This is a genomic window from Psychrobacter sp. Ps4 (assembly GCF_022129285.1).
Taxonomy (GTDB): Bacteria; Pseudomonadota; Gammaproteobacteria; order Pseudomonadales; family Moraxellaceae; genus Psychrobacter; species Psychrobacter immobilis_A.
Genome location: NZ_JADQAK010000009.1, coordinates 84,155 through 101,552, shown reverse-complemented (window position 1 = coordinate 101,552; position 17,398 = coordinate 84,155). Strand labels below are relative to the sequence as shown.

Genomic DNA, 17,398 nt, shown 5'->3' with positions numbered 1-17,398 from the left:
GACTCGGTCAATATCACAAATCCTACAACCGTCGGATTTGTATGGGACGGTTTTGTTATTTTACGGCTGGCATACTGACATATTGTCAATTTGCATCTATCGAGGTTTTTATGCGTTTATCCCGTCTTACTCAAGCTGTCGCGGTCGTTACCGCAGCCTTGATTCTTACTGCTTGTGGCAGTGATTCCGACACAGCCACTGCTATCATAGATGGGACACCGCCACTACTAACCACTGATAGCAACTTTACTGATGGCTATAGCGCGGTTGCAGCGGTATTTGTCTCAGGACAAGTACAAGATAGCAGCGGCGTCAAATCATTGACTTATATGCATAATAACGAATCAGCCCAAGCGCTAACGCTAGATACTGATGGTTATTTTGATGATCGTATTTTATTAACGCTAGGTAGCAATACCATTGTCTTAGAAGCCACAGACAATGCTGGTAATATCATGCGCTCAACCAAAACCATCTACGTAGGCGATACCATAGCGGCAGGTGGTTCGCATACCGCTGCCCTGCGTGATGGTCAGCTATATGGTTGGGGTCGCAACAACTATGGTCAGACAGGACTCGGTCTGACCACAAAAATCAGCGATATTATGGGACATCCAGACACGCCGATGCTAATGAACAGCGCACCAAAAGATTTGTTATCTATTGGCTTTAATCAAAATCATTCACTCGCTATTGCTCAAAATGGTCAAGTTTATAGTTGGGGCGAAGACAAATACGGGCAGCTGGGTCGCGGTGATGGGGGTCGTAATGACTGTAGCAAGACTGCAGACTGTCGTTTGGATATCAGCGCGATCGAAGGTATCGAAAATGCCGTCATGGTCGCACCCGGCTATAGCCATAACTTGGTATTGACCGAAGAGGGTACGGTTTGGGCCTTTGGTGCCAATGGGTACGGTCAGCTTGGTAATAATACCAGCACCGATAGCAGCACCCCTGTCAAAGTTGACTTTTCAGCAGCCACAGAGACAGGACATATCGTGCAGGTGGTTGTCAGTGGCAATAGCTCTTATGCCTTAGATGACAAAGGTCAGGTTTGGGGTTGGGGCAGCGATGCTTACGCCAACCTTGGCAAAGGCAAAGTCTGTAACACTACAACCAACTGTATCAACGTCAATGCAACCCCTGTACGTATTCATGTCATTAATGAAACGATTAATAACGCCATTAATGCTAAGACAGATGACGCCACTCTAAAAGCTGACGACCAACCCGCTATAGATGTAGAAAAAGTGACCCAATTGACGGCTGGCAAAGACCATATCTTAGCATTGACCAATAAAGACGCAGTGTATGGCTGGGGCTTAAATGCCACTAGTCAATTGGGCTACAATGGTGAGACATTTAATGGCAGCGAAAAGGCATGGGCAGATGTCATTACCTCACCGACCAAACTGCCTTGGTTTACAGATAAAGAAGTTCGCCGCGTCTATGCCAATGGCAATGCCAGCTATGCGTTACTGGATAATGTCGCCACTAATAATGGCTCATCAGAAACAGATGGTATTCTCTATGCATGGGGCATGTTTGGGGAGACAAATGGCGCAGGCAAGACCATTTACAACGACCTAGATGAACCAACCAATAAGCTGCCGAATCTAAAGAATATCGATAATATGGCCATGGGTGCCATGCATCTGATTGCTCATGAAAAATCGTTTGACCAAGATAATAATACGCTGAACGCTGGTCATTTATTTACGTGGGGCTGGAGCTTTGAAGGCTCACTCGGCAACAAAGACACCACTCATATTTGGATGTACAACAACCCTATCCCAGTTGCTTTACCTAGTCAGCTATAAGTGTTTTAAGTATGACGAAGCGAACAGTGCATAGTTGGTTGAATTTCCTATCATAAAATTCTCAAACAAGCAGCCTCGTTTATGCTGCTTGTTTGAGTCAATACGCCTAACTATTGCGCGGTAGCTTATCGCACAATCCTCAGGATATCCTCAATTAAATCGACAGCTCTCTAAATAGGCTGACGATGAAGATACACCCTAACCCCTTATATTTTAGCCATTTCAGGTCAGCCCATGTTTTTACGATCAAACTCGTCAACCATATCAAATTCTTCATTGTATACATTACCTCCCATCATACGTAACACACTACTCAGTGTAAGTATCGCGCTGCTGCTCACTGCTTGTGGTGGCTCAGATGATTCAAATAATTCCAGTAATGATGGCGATACTAACGTACCCACTACTCCTGACACTCCAGAAATCGATACCAACTGGCAGCCAGCAGGTGGCAGTGCTACGATTGCCGCCAATGGATCACAGCCTTTTTTACAAATCATGCCCAACCTACCGAGCAGCGCTTTAGGCGGGGTGTCGCCTGGACGTGAGTTATTTATCACCGAGTGGACACCAGCAAATGAGGGTCGCGTACTGTTCGATGGTGTGGGGCCACTGTTAAATGCTAATGCCTGTACCCAATGCCATAGCGCTGAAGGTCGCAAACCTATTTATGCAGCCAATGGTCAGCTGAGTGATGCGATTTTATTCCGGTTGGGTGATAAGCAAGGCTTGGCACATGCTTATTACGGTGAACAGATGCAGCATCAAAGTATTGCCACAAGTATCAATCCCGAAGGGAGCATGCGCTACGCAGCAATGCCCAGTCAAAATGACAAGCCTGCTGGCATACAGTTTAGCTTTACTCCAACTGACCCTAATCAACCCTTAGGAAATACAGCGATTAGCGGACGTATCTCACCGCAATTGGTCGGCATGGGCTTGCTCGACCTGATTCCTGAAGCGAATATCATTGCGGCAGCTGACCCTGATGATAACAATCAAGACGGTATCAGTGGCCGCGTACATTGGGTACAAGATGGCAAACAGCAGCGCATTGGCCGCTTTGGATGGAAGGCGATTAACTCAAGCCTGCGTACCCAAAACGCCAATGCCATGTCGCAAGATATGGGTTTGACCACCTCGGTATTTATGGATCCTAACTGTACGGTAAATCAGCCTATTTGTTGGACAGCAGCGAATGGCGGCTCTCCAGAAGTCTCAGACAGCAGTCTAGACGCTGTGACTGATTTTATGACCGCCCTTGCCGTACCTGAAAGACGAATAGACGATTTATCAGATTTTAATAAAGGAGCGCAACTGTTTGCACAAGTCGGCTGTGCTGGCTGTCACACACCCAAGCAAAAAACAGGCAATAGTGATCGCTTCCCGCTCCTATCACAGCAAAACATTTATCCTTATACTGATTTATTACTGCATGATATGGGCGCTGGACTAGATGATAGCGTGAAAGAGAAAAATGCAGAAAGCTTTGAGTGGCGTACACCGCCATTGTGGGGAATTGGCATTGTGGCACGTGATCCAGAAGCGCGGTTTTTGCATGATGGTCGTGCCAGCAGCTTGACTGAAGCGATACTCTGGCATGGTGGTGAAGCAGAAGGTACAAAGACGCGCTTTACACAGTTATCCGCTACGCAAAAACAAACATTAATGACCTTCTTAAAGGGCATTTAACGCTCAAACAATAAAATATGAGAGTTAAGAAGGCAAAAAAAAGGGCTACCAGTGGTAACCCTTTTTTTTGCTGCTATTCAATAGTTATTCACGGCGATGCTTGGTATGACTATCAGGCGCTTGAGCATTATCAGGTAACAGCGCTTTAATCGTTAAGTTTGCATGCTGTTTATCTAGATTGTCCTCTGGACGGCCAAACGTTTTTGCTGTCCAAGTTAGTACTACGATAGAACCGCTCAATAGCATAATGGCCACAGAAATTGTCGCCAGCAGCCATAAATGGAAATAGTCTGAGACCGCCTGTACATCAACCACCAAATGTCGGGACAAAGCAGTAATCGCGATAAATATTAAAAACTGTACCGGCAGACGGTGTGTTTTAAAATAAATACCTATCATAGCCAGCAGCTCAAGGTAAATAAACAACATCAATATGTCTTTTAAATCCGCTGAGCCTTTTTGAACAATACCAACGAACTCTTTGCCAGCGGTCCAAACAACAACCACACTGATTAGAAATAAAATAACGTAATGACAGACATCGACAAACTCTCTACCGATACCTTGTAGTCGCTCATGAACACCTACGTTTTTTTTAGCCATGTTTAGGTCCTATCAACTGAGATGTGGTTGATTTAGCCTGAGTATATATTACCTCAGGCCCCTTATTTATCGGCAATCAGTATTCGTATGACTCTCTTTTTAGCCGATATTCAAACCGGCAGATTTTTCAGCCGCATCAACGGTTTGGCGAATGAGGGTATTAATGGTCATTGGACCCACGCCGCCCGGTACAGGCGTATAAGCACTGGCGATGTTTTCAACACCTTGCAATTCGATATCACCAACGCCGCCATTGTCAGTCGGATGGAAACCTGCATCGATAACCACAGCGCCCGCTTTGATCCAACTAGCTTTGATCAGTTCAGGCACGCCCACTGCCCCAACCACGATATCCGCACGCTTAATATGAGACTCTAAATCCTGCGTTCTTGAATGGCAAATCGTTACGGTGCAGTTGGCATTCAATAGCATCATCGCCATTGGTTTACCCAAAATGGCACTGCGACCTACAACTACGGCTTCCTTACCAGCAAGCTCGATATTATGATGCGCTAATAAGTGCATGATGCCTTGCGGGGTACATGAACCATAAGCGCTCTGCTGCATCGCCATACGACCAAAGCCAAGACAGGTCACACCATCAACGTCTTTTGCTAAGTCAATCTGCTCAAAGCAAGCACGCTCATCGATATGTGCAGGCACTGGATGTTGTAGCAAGATACCATGGACGTCTGGATTGCTATTAAGCTCATCTATTTTTGCCATCAGCTCTTCAGTGGTTGTCGCACTTGGCATCTCAACGCGTATAGAATCCATGCCAACACGTTTACAAGCATTACCTTTCATACGTACATAAGTCGCAGAAGCGGGATCGTCGCCGACCAATATCGTCGCTAAGCTTGGGGTGCGTCCTGTTTTATTCTTGATAGCGTCTACACGCGTACTCAGTTGCTGTTCTATTTGTTTAGCAAGTGCTTTACCGTCCAAAACGGTAGCAGATCCTTGGGCAGTTGACATAGTAACTCCAATAGAGGGTGCGATAAAAAAAAGAAAGACAGCGCCCGCAACTATTTGCATGCCTGTCTTATGCTTGATCAATGTATGATTAAGACTGATATTGTACCTGTCTGGGCTAAAAAATCCTAGCGTGAGATAAGACTTGGATACTTATAAATTTCTATCACTCGCCAATCTAGCAATCTCATGTCATTACCGATGCAACCTTGACAACCTTTACTGTTTTGAAAGAAAGTCCAATCAAAAATAAAAGTTAATAGCTGCAACACCTTATAAATAATCAACACGCCTTAATAAGCGATATTCTCACATTACTGAATCATTGAAACAAACACGCGATCGATTGCATCTACCGTTTGCGCGATTTCGGCAGTGGTTAAGGTAGGATGAACCAAAAACATTAAGCTGGTCTCTCCCAATTGTTTTGCTATTGGCAGTCTGTTTTCTGGACGCAAGCCTGTATCATCGAATGCTTTTTCTAAATATACCTCTGAGGCAGACCCTGAATAGCAAGGCACGCCTAGCGCATTTATTTCTTCAATGATGCGATCACGTGTCCAGCCCTCAGCTAGGTTATTTGGTTGCACATAAACATACAATTTATAATAGGCATGGGTAGAGTTTTGAAACTGATAATCTTGCTCTAATGTCGGCACCGATAGATAGCCTTTTTCTTCCCATTTAGCACATGCCTCTAATATCGCTTGAGCATTAGCACGGCGCTTCGCTATCCAATCACTCATATGTGCCAATTGAATACGCCCAATCACGCCTTGAATCTCGGTCATACGCCAGTTGGTGCCAAAGCTCTCATGTAGCCAGTTATAGCCGGGCTGCTGCTCGGTCTCATAGACCGCCGCATAGCTTTTGCCATGATCTTTATACGCCCACATTTTTCGCCATAGCTGCTCGTCATCGGTGGTGACCATGCCGCCCTCGCCGCCTGTGGTCATAATCTTATCTTGGCAAAAACTCCACGCGCCAATATGACCTATACTGCCAACGCTACGACCTTTGTAGCGTGCACCATGCGCTTGGGCACAGTCTTCAATGACATATAAGTTATGCCGATCTGCCAGTGCCATGATGCCATCCATATCACAGGGCCAACCTGCCAAATGCACACAGACGATGCCTTTGGTTTTGTCCGTCAATACCGCCGCTATCGACTCTGGAGTGATATTCCCTGTCGCCTCATCAACATCCGCAAAAATGGGCGTCGCGCCTGCATTAATCACTGAGGAGATACTGGCAATAAAAGTACGTGGCGTCACGATAACTTCATCACCCACACCTATACCAAGTGCCTGCAATGCCGCGTCCAATGCCAAAGTTCCGTTGCCCAATGCAATCGCGTATTTGCTACCCGCCCAATCAGCGAATTCCCCTTCAAACTGACGGCATTCTTGCCCTGTCCAATAATTGACCTTGTTGGATAACAATACTTGACTGACCGCATCCGCTTCTTGCTGAGTAAAACTAGGCCAAGGTGAAAAAGGAGTATTTAGCATGCGTTCCTCATCAAAGCGTGTTTTTATCGACGCTATTACCTGTGAATTTGCTCATGGTCGCTTCACCATCAGCACTAATGCCATCTTTGATAATGACTTTTTTTACTGTTTTAACCAAGATCATAATGTCTAACCATAATGACTGATGATCGACATACCATGTGTCGAGCGTAAATTTTTCATGCCAACCAATCGCATTGCGACCATTAACTTGTGCGTATCCCGTAATACCCGGACGTACACGGTGGCGACGCGCTTGCTCATCATTATATAGGGGCAGATATTCCATTAATAGTGGTCGCGGCCCCACCAAACTCATATCGCCTTTAATCACATTCCATAGTTCAGGCAGCTCATCGAGACTGCTATTACGCAAGGTCTTACCAAATGCCGTCAAACGCTCATCATCTTCTAAAGGATTACCCTCTGTATCGATAGCATCTTTCATCGAGCGAAACTTAATCATCTCAAACGGCTTGCCATTTAGACCAGGGCGAGTTTGTTTAAATATCACTGGTGATCCTAAGTTTTTTTTGACTTTATAAGCCGTAATAGCATAAACAGGAGATAATATTACCAAGGCCGCCGTGGCCGCCGTAATGTCAAATAGTCGCTTTATCATTTTGTAGCCCGCCTTTTGTCGTTTACGCGGTCATCCCTATTACGTAAATAAAAACTTAAATAACTTTGCCACAATTGCTTGCGTTCAAAATTTGCAATGGCCCAGTCTCTTGCATCAGGATATCTCTTTTCAAATTCCTTATCAGTAACGGCATCGCGGATTGATTCGGCGACAGACGACATATCCTTAAAATTGAATTTTCTACCACTGACACCTTCTTTGACACTATCTTTTACACCAACGACATCATAGGCAAAGGTTGGAACGGCGCAACTTGCGGCTTCAATAGCAACACTGCCAAACCCTTCACGATAGCTCAAAAATAAATGTAAATCAGCACACTGAAAAACCTCGTGTACATTTGGATTGGCTGGTATATACACACCTCTATTATCTTTGACAACTTTCTCAACAACTACTTTTCCTACGTCGTCTTCACAGTCTCCTATGAACATAAAGTAGACGTTTTCTTCTCTTAGTTTTTCGGATATATACTCAATATCTTTGAAGCCTTTATCATCACAAACTCGTCCTACCACGCAAATCACAAAGGTATTATCAGGTATCTTGTACTTCTTTTTTAATGCTTCTTGTTCTAGCTGAACTACAGGTTGCAGCAAATCAGTATCGATGCCGTTAAATGAGCCATTATCAATGACAGTTGCCTTGCTTTTTTTGAGGATATTTTCTGCTAAGCATACGCTGAGCAAAGACTCAGAAACAAATAAAACCTCGTGAGATAAGCCAAAGCTTAATATATCCAGACCCTGAAACACCCTCTTTTTTAAACCTGAGAAATTCTCATAGGCTCTACCCACGCTAAAAGCAATTCGTCTCTTTTGCAATGTAACAGCACTTGCGATACTCCCTAACAACAAGGCTTTAGGCGTTAAATAAACCACCACATCAAAACGATTCGATAGCATATAACGGGTTAAAAGCGCGAGTGACTGAGCATCTTTAAACAAAGAAGGCTTACGCTGAAAATTTAAATTAATCACCTTGCCTATTTTGCGCTCACGTAAAATATCTAACTGCTGTTTATCGCCACCGCAGATTAAGGTGATCTCAACATCCGCGTGATCTCTAATGTATTCAAGCTGATCACGATATAGCACATTAAATGACACCGCATCTGTCATTAGAAAGCATATCTTTAATGTCATTTCAGCACCTCAGTATTTTTTATATATTATTTTATCAGTGACGTTTTATAAACAATGTCATTTAGCACAAATACTATTTACCACTGACTGATGACGATTTCTTAGCGTGTCAGATATTGTTAATTTATTTCTTTTATTGGCTATTTTTTGTAATAATCCTATCGAATCTAAAAAAGTAACTGTTATCAGTTTTGCTGATAATTTCAAAGAACCTAAATAACTGTTTCCTTTATATTCACAGTACGTTTTAAAACTGTCTTTGTATGATCTGGTTATTTTAGATAATGATAAATTCCCTTCTTCTCTATAATAGTATAATAAATCAGGCAATACCGCTAAATTTAAATCTTGATTTGAGATAGCTCTACACCACAAATCGTAATCTTCAGACCTTGGATAATTTTCATTGTATTTATTTCGTTCGTACCAACTCTTTTTTGCTAAAACAGCAGCATGTACAATAGGATAAGCCGCGGCTATTTCTTTAAATTCTGTATAAATTTGATCGACATGACGGCAACCATAAACTTTATTAAAATTATCAATAGACACGACACCTGTAGAAACCAAATCATAATCTGGATTTTTTTCTAAAAAACTTAATTGAATCGCTAGTCTATCTGGATGAATGAGATCATCGGCATCCATGCGCGCTATATAATCATAGTTCGCTTCTTCAATAAGCTGATTTAATCGAGCAGGCAGTTTTTTGTTTATGCCATCAGCAATGACCTTTATTCTATGGTCAGACTCTTCAAAACGCTTGGCGATGGCCAACGACGCATCAGTAGAACCATCGTCGATCAATATAAGCTCCCATAACTCATGCGTTTGAGCCAATATGGATTTGATAGCATCTTCCAAGTACGCTTCAGCATTATAAATGGGAATACCAATGGATATATATGTCTGATTTTTCATTAGAAAACCTCAAATATCGGATTGATAATATACGGACTCAAGTTACTAAATCTCGATGTCGTCAAGACAAAATACATGAGAAAAATAACGATACTCGCTATATATAAATAAATATTATTAATTCTTTTTAAAACTATAGGCAGTATCAAAACCAATATCCATGTAAAATACGCAAGCAGCCTTTGAGGACCTGAAGGACTGGTGCCCAACATCGCTAACGGTATGATAAAAACCACGCCTGATGCATAAAATGTTATTAATTTTTGAAAATCTTTGTCTTTAATTTTATACAGATAACTGACCAAGATAATTAAAACCATGATAGCTGTATAAAAACCAAGCGTTAAAAATCCGCCTGCTTCATCGGATGCTTTCGCATAACCCTCATATCTATCATTAGTAGAAGATATATAAGCGACCAACACCCCACTCACTAATAGCGACCCTAAGAATGTTGCCAAAATTTTATATAAGGGCTTTACTCTTAAATTAACGATGAAATAAAATGGAATCATAAATAATGCGGTTACATGGAACAATGAAGCAATTGCACAAATCAGCAGGTATGGAATAAATCGTTTTTCTAACAGATAAGGAATGGCCAAGGTAAAGATCGCCATTGCCAATCCTTGACGCAGTCCATTAAAAGAAAAAGTATAAACGCCCAACGTAATAAATAAAAATACGGAAAACCAATAATTTACGCTGTACTTTTTAATCACTCTAAGATAGCAATAGACAATAATTAAACTGGTAATGACAAGCAGCCAAAAATAATGAGTGGTCATACGTAACAACGCATACTCTAATAACTGATAACCGAACTCAATATCTTCATTGAACCTAAAGTACTCGGCATTCAATTGACTGTTGAAATTTCTCGTATAGTTTCCTGTATCCGTACCGACTCGGTAGCTACGAAGGCCTGCAAACAATGTCAATATAATTAGAGGCAGCCAAAAAGACGTACGATTGAGAGATTTTTTCTCCAGTACGATCCAAAAAATAACAAGGCTAAGAACCAGCAGGTATGGAAGCATTTAACCCTCTATAAAAGTAGATGTCGTCAATCCTATATAAATCGGATATGGTGGCAGGTTTACACCGTCTAGTATCTTTTGTACCGTCCAGTACCTATATAACTATAGCCTTCCTAGCCACCTCGCTTTTTTTCTAATTCCGTCCAAACTACCTTGAAACGACTATAAATAAGAAGCAACCACTCCGTCACATACTCAAGTACTTTTGCATTAGTATTTGCGCGTTGGTAGCAGCACTAAATCCATATAAATTCAGCGCTGTGGTTATGTCTTTTTCATTGGGCTTTGGCTGTTTAGGCGCTAATAAGCAATCAACCCAATCCTTGGCTGAGTGAATCGGTAAAAACTGTACTAATCCAAGTCCTAAATCTACCTCAGGTGATACTTGGTCAGAAACCAACGCCTTTAACCCCACTGTTTGGCTCTCGACCAAGACGACAGGGAAACCCTCGTGTAACGAAGGCATGATCATATAGTCGGCGCTGGCCATTAATTCTGTGATATCCGTACGCATCCCCAAAAACTTGACCGTATCTAGGAGTGACTTATCTGCTACTTGTTGCCTGAGCCTCATATCCAATGAACCTTGCCCAACAATATATAAGGTAAAAGCGATTTGACGTTTTTTTAACTGCTCAGCGACCTCTAAAGAAAACTGATGGTTTTTAACCTCATTTAGACGACCAACTTGGATGATTTTTAGCCCCTCATCGCCAAATTCTTGGTCGATATACTGTCTTGATTGGTTAGCGACTGTCATCATCTGCTGTATGTCAACAGCATTGGGCAATAGCCACACATCTTTTATGCTGCCAAATAGGTAATTTGCCGCTTGTTCACCGCAACTCATTTTATCCGTGGCCAATTTACGATTGCTGATTAATGCCCACTGTTCATATATTTTTTTAACAATATTGGTTTTACCATTACTGGTGCTATGAGAATGTGAAATGCGATGCGGCACGCCAGCACCTTTAGCAGCCAGCAGATGAAAAGCATTGTTTAATAGCATATGAGCATGAATGATTTGATAGTCAGGATGTTGTTTAAGGAAGTTTTTAAGCTTCCACATACGCGCTAATGAATGATCCGCTAAAATCGGTATAATCCTACCGCCCAGCGCTATTATTTCAGCATCATAGTCACCGACCTCGTCGGTAAAAGTGATAAAATCAAACTGAATCTGGCTATGATCTATATGACGATATAGATTCATGAGCATGGTCTCTGCCCCAGCCCGATCCATTTTCCCCACGATGTGTAGCACTCTCTGAACAGTCATCTCTTTACCTATTAAGAAGCCATAAAACCAAACGTATTTTTCAAAACTATTCTGAGTCTGTTTGCTCTTAATCTTTAACCCTTGCTCTTTTGCCTAGCGCTTGACGAAGCACCTGTAACATCAGCAAGGCAACTTGCGTCGGCATACGTAATATATTACTAATCATTATATTTCTTACAGTCAAATCGCTCTTATAACCCTTTAGTCGTAACGTTTTATCTGCTTTTTTAGCTTGTGCTACTGCAGCTGCTAAATAGTCATTATCTATACGAGTAAGGATACTCCAATGACTTTGTTTAATTTTATTGGCGAGTGTTTTTTTAACCTCATCCGCTTGATAGTCCTCTACTAAACTCATGACTTCTGCGTGGATAACGAAAAGGTCTAATAGTTTTTTATCTGTTGACCCTGTGATCGACGTGCCACGCTGTCTGTATAGATAAAAATCAATGGGCAGGTGATACTTAATATTAGTAGCTAAGCCAAGATGCCAATGAAAAGGCCAGTCTTCGTAGTACAGACCCACTGGGAACTGTAACGAGGCCGACCGCACTACGCTAGATTTAATAAATTTGAGCCATGCAAAATGCGGTAAGCTAAAATATGAGCCGTCTATTTTGGTTGCCTCAAATGCTAAATTTCTAGCGGGATACGGCAGATCTGTCTTTGTGATGCCATCTTTGAACGGTGTAAAGCCATATGTTACAACCTCTGCATTCGTGGTGAGCGCACAATCCACACACGCTGCCACCAAGCGAGTGTCTATAATGTCATCAGAATCAACGAACATCATGTATTTGCCTATCGCAGACTTGATACCAGTATTGCGAGCCGCAGAAAGACCGCTGTTTTCATGATGCGGAATGACTTTGATGCGCTCATCTATGAGATGTGACGCAAGTGCTTGTTTTGAATCATCAGTGGAGCAATCTTCTACAACGATAATTTCAATATTCTGATAAGTCTGCTGCTTAATGGATGCCAAGCAAGCATCGATATATGACGCAACGTTATACACTGGTACGATGATACTTACTAATGGCGTTTCGATAGTCGTCATATCGCTACTAGCGCTTTTTTTAGGTCATCGTACTCAGCTATATTAACTGGAGACTCATCCATCGTACCGTGAGGCAGGGACAAAAGGCTATCGATGAATGTTGCAATATCAGCAATCTCTTCCAATTCTAAAAACACCAGCCTTGGATGACTGCCTAACCAGTCCAACTGCGTCTGTCTTATTTTATGATTGGAGTTCGGGAGTACCAAGCACGGCGTACCCGATAGCAGACATAAAATCATGCCATGCAGCCGGTCAGTCACGACCAATTTTGCAGCACGAAACTGACTAAGCTTGTCAGTCAGTAATTTTGTGCAATGTGCCTCATCGAGTTGCGAACCACCAGCATGTGTATCGGTCTTTTCAATCTGATAGCCAGTATCTGCCAAGGCTTTGTCTATCATGGCGTATTGCTCAGCTGATAGTGCGGCTTCTTTGTCATCTCGTAAGCAGCGCAAAATACCTGAAGGCGCTAAGCAATCTGTCGTACCCAGCACTGTTGCATTAGCGCTCATCACAATATCTGGTACGAGACCAATATGCACATTACTGTACTCAGCAAAAAGCTCGATGAGTTTTGCCGCTGTTATCGACTCTCTGGCAAAAACATGTATATCTGGATGCTTGGCGTAGACGTTTACAATACGCTGCAAGGCACGTTTAGATTGAATATAATCATTCCAATCTAGTGTCTGAGGAAAACAAACGATACGATTGGCAGGAAATGACTTGATGACTAATTGGCGCAGCTCCTCAATATCAGGATACGTGCCACCCATATTACCGCCGCCGATGATAGTGACGATATCCGTCTCTTTTATTTGCTGTTTAATGGAATTGAGTACAAATCTGGTTTGACTGATAGCAACACTAACAACATCATAATCCGTCAGCACACGTTGCAAATACTGCTTTTGCGCGTGAGAAATAGCAATATCACCAATATTGCCATAGTCGGCGGCAAGAAAAATAAAGCACCGTTTACCAGTTGGTAACGGTAAACCTCTCGCCCCCATATAAGCGGCTAAATGTTTCTTTAGTTTGAGTGGTATGAGCTTTTTTATAGCAGCAATATTCATTTTTAATGCTCCCTTATTTGTTTCTCATTAACAGCTTCTTCACCCACATACGACGCCTTGAGCCAACAGGAAACAATCTATTCAAGTTAGGAGGCGGTTTACGTTTGAGTGCTTTTTCAATGTATGGCAGCCATTCAAGACCTCTACCCGTTTTAATCATCTCATGACGAATTAACTTCCAATCTATGCTGACAGCCCTGCCCTTTAGAGCCATTGATTTAAAAAGTGATGAGTCCATGGGCTCGCTAAAACATTGAGGGTTATCTATACCTGCAACCAAAAAATTGAGACGCGTCCTAACACATTTTTCACAGCGACCGCAGTTGCTATCATGCTTATCTCCAGCCCAACAGACACGTAAATTCTCTATACCCAATGGCCATTCTGCAAGTGCTTGGAGCTTCTCTGACCGACTAAAACCTGCACCATCATGAATGAGTCTAAAGTCGCCAGAACTTAGCAGCGGGTCAGTGATTGGGTGTGAGCCCCAAGGACTAATTAATACATCATAAGAATCACCACTACCAATGAGCCCAATTCCTGCATATCGTTTCAAGCCGCATAATACTGAGGCAATAGCAGCAGCATGATAGTCTTCCCAGTTGATAGACCAAAGCGTGCGAATATTTGTCTCAACTGGCAATAGCTCGATATTGATATCTGCGAGTGTGTTTGCCGCTATTTTTGCTGCACTGGCAAAGCCTTTTGTATCCTCTAAAGGTATATCAAAGCCATGCACAAAAACCCCTGCTTTAATATTTCGTGTGGCGTATCCTGCTCTGCCTGTCGCATGACGATAAGCGGTAAACTGAGCATCAACGCCACCAGAAAATGCAGCAATCGCACCATCTACTTGTACGTCGCTCTCTCTAATACGATCAACTTGTATATCAATCAAAAAATAACGCTCTGGTAACCACTTATTCCAAACATACTGTAGCTCTGTCAGGTTGGCTAATAGCTCATGCGACACGCTACCATGCACATGAATGGCTGCTCGCATCTGCATCGCGGGCAACAATGTGGCCAGTAAATAAGCATCACAATCATCGTCTTCTGGCATTGGCAAGTTCGCTGGATATACAAACCACAATGCCTTCTCAGTCATTTGCCCGCTAGCTGTTGTCTGTTGCAGCAAACAACAGCGCTTTTGACCCTTTTCATCACTGCGTAAAGGCTGAGGCAACAAATCAATATTAAGCATATTTTTTCACCTTTTCTTTAGACCAAGACAGTTGAAGAAAAACCAGCGTCATAACATACCAACGCCGTGAAAAACATAAAATCAATACACGAATGCCGCGTGCTGGATGTCGTTGATAATAATGCGGCAAACAGTTCTGATAAACAAAAGACTGGCGTATTTTAACCAGCTCTGCACGACGCTTTTTCATATCGATATGTGCCAAATTGTTAAGTAAATATGGCAGCATATGCTCGACATAACTACGAGCAAAGTCCGATAATAGCACTTGCTTCTCAGTAGCACTGATCGACCAATCATGTATCCTGACTCTGGCTGTATAGTCCGCTTCAATGGACTCCAAAAGCCCTGATTTGTATTGTGAGCTTGTTATAGAGGTCGCATTTTCATAGTAGTTGTATGGACAGTCTGGCAGCACCGACAAACGATTCGCTTTGCTTAGACATGCGATATTAAAAATACCATCCTCACCAAATTTGACGTCGCTATCGAAACGCAGCTCTGCGATTAAGTTTTTGCTATACACCTTGGTGCAGGCGTACCAATATATATGTCTATTCTCTGTCACTCTCAGTTGTAGCGTTTCAATATCTTGCCGTGAGTATTCTGCCGCACTATTAGGACGCTCAATAACAGAGCCATCCAGCATCATGCGTTTATGACCAAATGCCAACATCTCGACATTTCGATCTACAGCTTGATCAAAGACAAAATCAAAATACCAATCATCAATGGTGTCATCCGCGTCTATAAAAACGATGTAATTGCCGGTTGCTATATCGAGCCCAGTATTACGAGCCTCTGCCACGCCTGCATTTTTTTGATATTTCACCGTAATCCATGACCTAGCATTTGACCAGCTATGCAATAGGCTAGCAGTATGATCTTTAGAGCCATCGTCAATGACTATCAGCTCAATGTCGTGACTCTTTTTCGCAACGTCAATACTGTTGATGCAACGATCAATAATAGCAGCGGCATTAAATGCGGCGATAATAACTGAAATCATAGTGAGCCTCTCAAGTTGAGACTTCTCATACATATCCTTTGTGACATTCAAAGCAGTCAAAAAACATACCTACTGCTCCACTTCATCGATATGAACAAGACGCCGAAAAGCGACATAAATGATAGATAAACTGAGCAAAACCCCAACAAATGAGAAAAGGGCAATGGCTATCATATCTGACTCAAAAACGTAAAAACCTACATACAGCGCTGCAGCACGAAATACCACTGCAAACACTTCTCTAATCAAAAGGAATCGCTGTAAACGTAATGCTGGCAATGCCGCAGTACTCGCACCAGACACTAAGCTGGTCAAAAGCCAAATAGACAGCCACTGCGAATAACTACCTGCTAATGCCCACTCTGCACCGAACACTAAAGAAAAAAGATAATCGCCAAAAACGAACACCGTACCGAATGGCACAATACCAACTACCAATAGAATCAACGTCACTTTTAATAAAAATTGATAAGCCTCAGATGAATTTGCTGTGATGGCACGCGTAATTTTAGGATAGAAGACCTCTCCAACCGCCTGACCTAACAGCATCGCGGGTGCACCAAGCACAAGAACAGCTAATGAATACTGCCCTGCAGAAGAGGCACTAAATAATGACGCTAACAAGATAGTTGGCAACCCCACTGAAGCCGCATTCAGGATACTTTGTGGCATACGATATATCGCAAAATCACGCTGCGATATGGCGGCATGTCGAACACCCTTAGTACCAAACCAATGACGGACATTTAATACACCTACTCTAGGTACACGAAGCATCTGCATGATAAAGTTTGTGAGCTGCCCTGCTATCGTCAATAAAATAAGTAACATCCCTGAAGGTGCTAGCATACCGCCTATCAGCTTACTGCTATCTGTCACAAGCTTGCTTTCCACATAAGCTCGAGCTTTCGCTTTAAATAAGCCCACCCTAATAGCAGACTGATCAGCGACAGAAAGAAAAGCACCGACTAATAGCGTTAATGGTATGAGATATAACATGTTTGGCGTGCTTTCCATACCCATCCAACTTGCCAAATGAAACTTACCGACATAGACAACAATGAATGAGAAGACAGCTATAACCACACTGAGCAATATAGACAATCGGGCAATGGCCGCAGCATCCTCGTCACTGTCTGGCATCACGATTGCATTTGCATAGCCCATAGTGGCAATCGGGGTAATAATGCTGACGATAGCAGTAAAGGCAGCAGCAATACCGAAATCCTCAGGTCTGTACAGTCTGGTGAGAAATGGCATAAAAATCATGGCGATGGCCTGTCCAGCAGCAATCCCGCCACCGACCATGACCACATCTCGCACAAAATGACTGGTTTTCAACCTGCTTATTGTGCTCTGTATCGATGAAAATACTCCAGAGCTCATGACATATTGTCCAATTTAGTGACTC

General features: G+C 42.6%; 15 protein-coding genes. 2 read left to right on the top strand and 13 right to left on the bottom strand.

Features of this window, described 5'->3' with window-relative positions; all coding sequences use genetic code 11:
• Positions 1–110 precede the first annotated feature (110 nt).
• Positions 111–1,820, top strand: a complete 1,710-nt coding sequence (locus I3252_RS07225) for a chromosome condensation regulator RCC1 (RefSeq protein WP_238034706.1) — start codon at positions 111–113, stop codon at positions 1,818–1,820.
• Positions 1,821–2,054: 234 nt separating this feature from the next.
• Positions 2,055–3,512, top strand: coding sequence for a di-heme oxidoredictase family protein (locus tag I3252_RS07220; RefSeq protein ID WP_238034705.1), 1,458 nt, complete (start codon positions 2,055–2,057; stop codon positions 3,510–3,512).
• A gap of 84 nt (positions 3,513–3,596) precedes the next feature.
• Here I3252_RS07220 and I3252_RS07215 read toward each other — a convergent pair whose 3' ends face one another.
• The 13 genes from I3252_RS07215 to I3252_RS07155 form a co-directional block, all read right to left on the bottom strand.
• Positions 3,597–4,115 carry a phosphate-starvation-inducible PsiE family protein gene (locus tag I3252_RS07215; RefSeq protein WP_045451736.1) on the bottom strand — a complete coding sequence of 173 codons (519 nt, stop codon included), beginning with the start codon at positions 4,113–4,115 and terminating at the stop codon, positions 3,597–3,599.
• Between the two features lie 99 nt (positions 4,116–4,214).
• Positions 4,215–5,093 (bottom strand): bifunctional methylenetetrahydrofolate dehydrogenase/methenyltetrahydrofolate cyclohydrolase FolD, encoded by an 879-nt coding sequence (gene folD / locus I3252_RS07210; protein ID WP_238034704.1) that lies wholly within the window; start codon positions 5,091–5,093, stop codon positions 4,215–4,217.
• A gap of 311 nt (positions 5,094–5,404) precedes the next feature.
• Positions 5,405–6,604: a DegT/DnrJ/EryC1/StrS aminotransferase family protein gene (locus tag I3252_RS07205; protein ID WP_238034703.1), complete on the bottom strand. Its 1,200-nt coding sequence runs from the start codon at positions 6,602–6,604 to the stop codon at positions 5,405–5,407.
• Between the two features lie 10 nt (positions 6,605–6,614).
• Positions 6,615–7,226, bottom strand: coding sequence for a sugar transferase (locus tag I3252_RS07200; protein WP_060490613.1), 612 nt, complete (start codon positions 7,224–7,226; stop codon positions 6,615–6,617).
• Positions 7,223–8,392 carry a glycosyltransferase gene (locus I3252_RS07195; RefSeq protein WP_238034702.1) on the bottom strand — a complete coding sequence of 390 codons (1,170 nt, stop codon included), beginning with the start codon at positions 8,390–8,392 and terminating at the stop codon, positions 7,223–7,225. Before I3252_RS07195 ends, I3252_RS07200 begins: the two co-directional genes overlap by 4 nt.
• 57 nt (positions 8,393–8,449) lie before the next feature.
• The gene (locus I3252_RS07190; RefSeq protein ID WP_238034701.1) at positions 8,450–9,313 is read right to left on the bottom strand and encodes a glycosyltransferase family A protein; all 864 of its coding nucleotides are present in this window, start codon (positions 9,311–9,313) and stop codon (positions 8,450–8,452) included.
• On the bottom strand, positions 9,313–10,353 hold the full coding sequence (locus I3252_RS07185; protein ID WP_238034700.1) for an EpsG family protein: 1,041 nt from the start codon (positions 10,351–10,353) through the stop codon (positions 9,313–9,315). Before I3252_RS07185 ends, I3252_RS07190 begins: the two co-directional genes overlap by 1 nt.
• Positions 10,354–10,540: 187 nt before the next feature.
• Positions 10,541–11,635: a glycosyltransferase gene (locus tag I3252_RS07180; protein WP_238034699.1), complete on the bottom strand. Its 1,095-nt coding sequence runs from the start codon at positions 11,633–11,635 to the stop codon at positions 10,541–10,543.
• A 67-nt stretch (positions 11,636–11,702) separates the two neighbouring features.
• Complete coding sequence (locus tag I3252_RS07175; RefSeq protein ID WP_238034698.1) at positions 11,703–12,695, bottom strand: glycosyltransferase family 2 protein; 993 nt, start codon at positions 12,693–12,695, stop codon at positions 11,703–11,705.
• Entirely contained in the window at positions 12,692–13,774 is a 1,083-nt protein-coding gene (locus tag I3252_RS07170; protein WP_238034697.1) for a polysaccharide pyruvyl transferase family protein, read from the bottom strand. Before I3252_RS07170 ends, I3252_RS07175 begins: the two co-directional genes overlap by 4 nt.
• 13 nt (positions 13,775–13,787) lie before the next feature.
• A complete protein-coding gene (locus I3252_RS07165) occupies positions 13,788–14,978 on the bottom strand; it encodes a hypothetical protein (protein WP_238034696.1) in 1,191 nt (396 codons plus the stop codon).
• Positions 14,971–15,987: a glycosyltransferase family A protein gene (locus I3252_RS07160; protein ID WP_238034695.1), complete on the bottom strand. Its 1,017-nt coding sequence runs from the start codon at positions 15,985–15,987 to the stop codon at positions 14,971–14,973. The genes I3252_RS07165 and I3252_RS07160 overlap by 8 nt, the downstream gene beginning before the upstream one ends.
• A 69-nt stretch (positions 15,988–16,056) precedes the next feature.
• Complete coding sequence (locus I3252_RS07155) at positions 16,057–17,373, bottom strand: oligosaccharide flippase family protein (RefSeq protein WP_238034694.1); 1,317 nt, start codon at positions 17,371–17,373, stop codon at positions 16,057–16,059.
• Between the last annotated feature and the right edge of the window lie 25 nt (positions 17,374–17,398).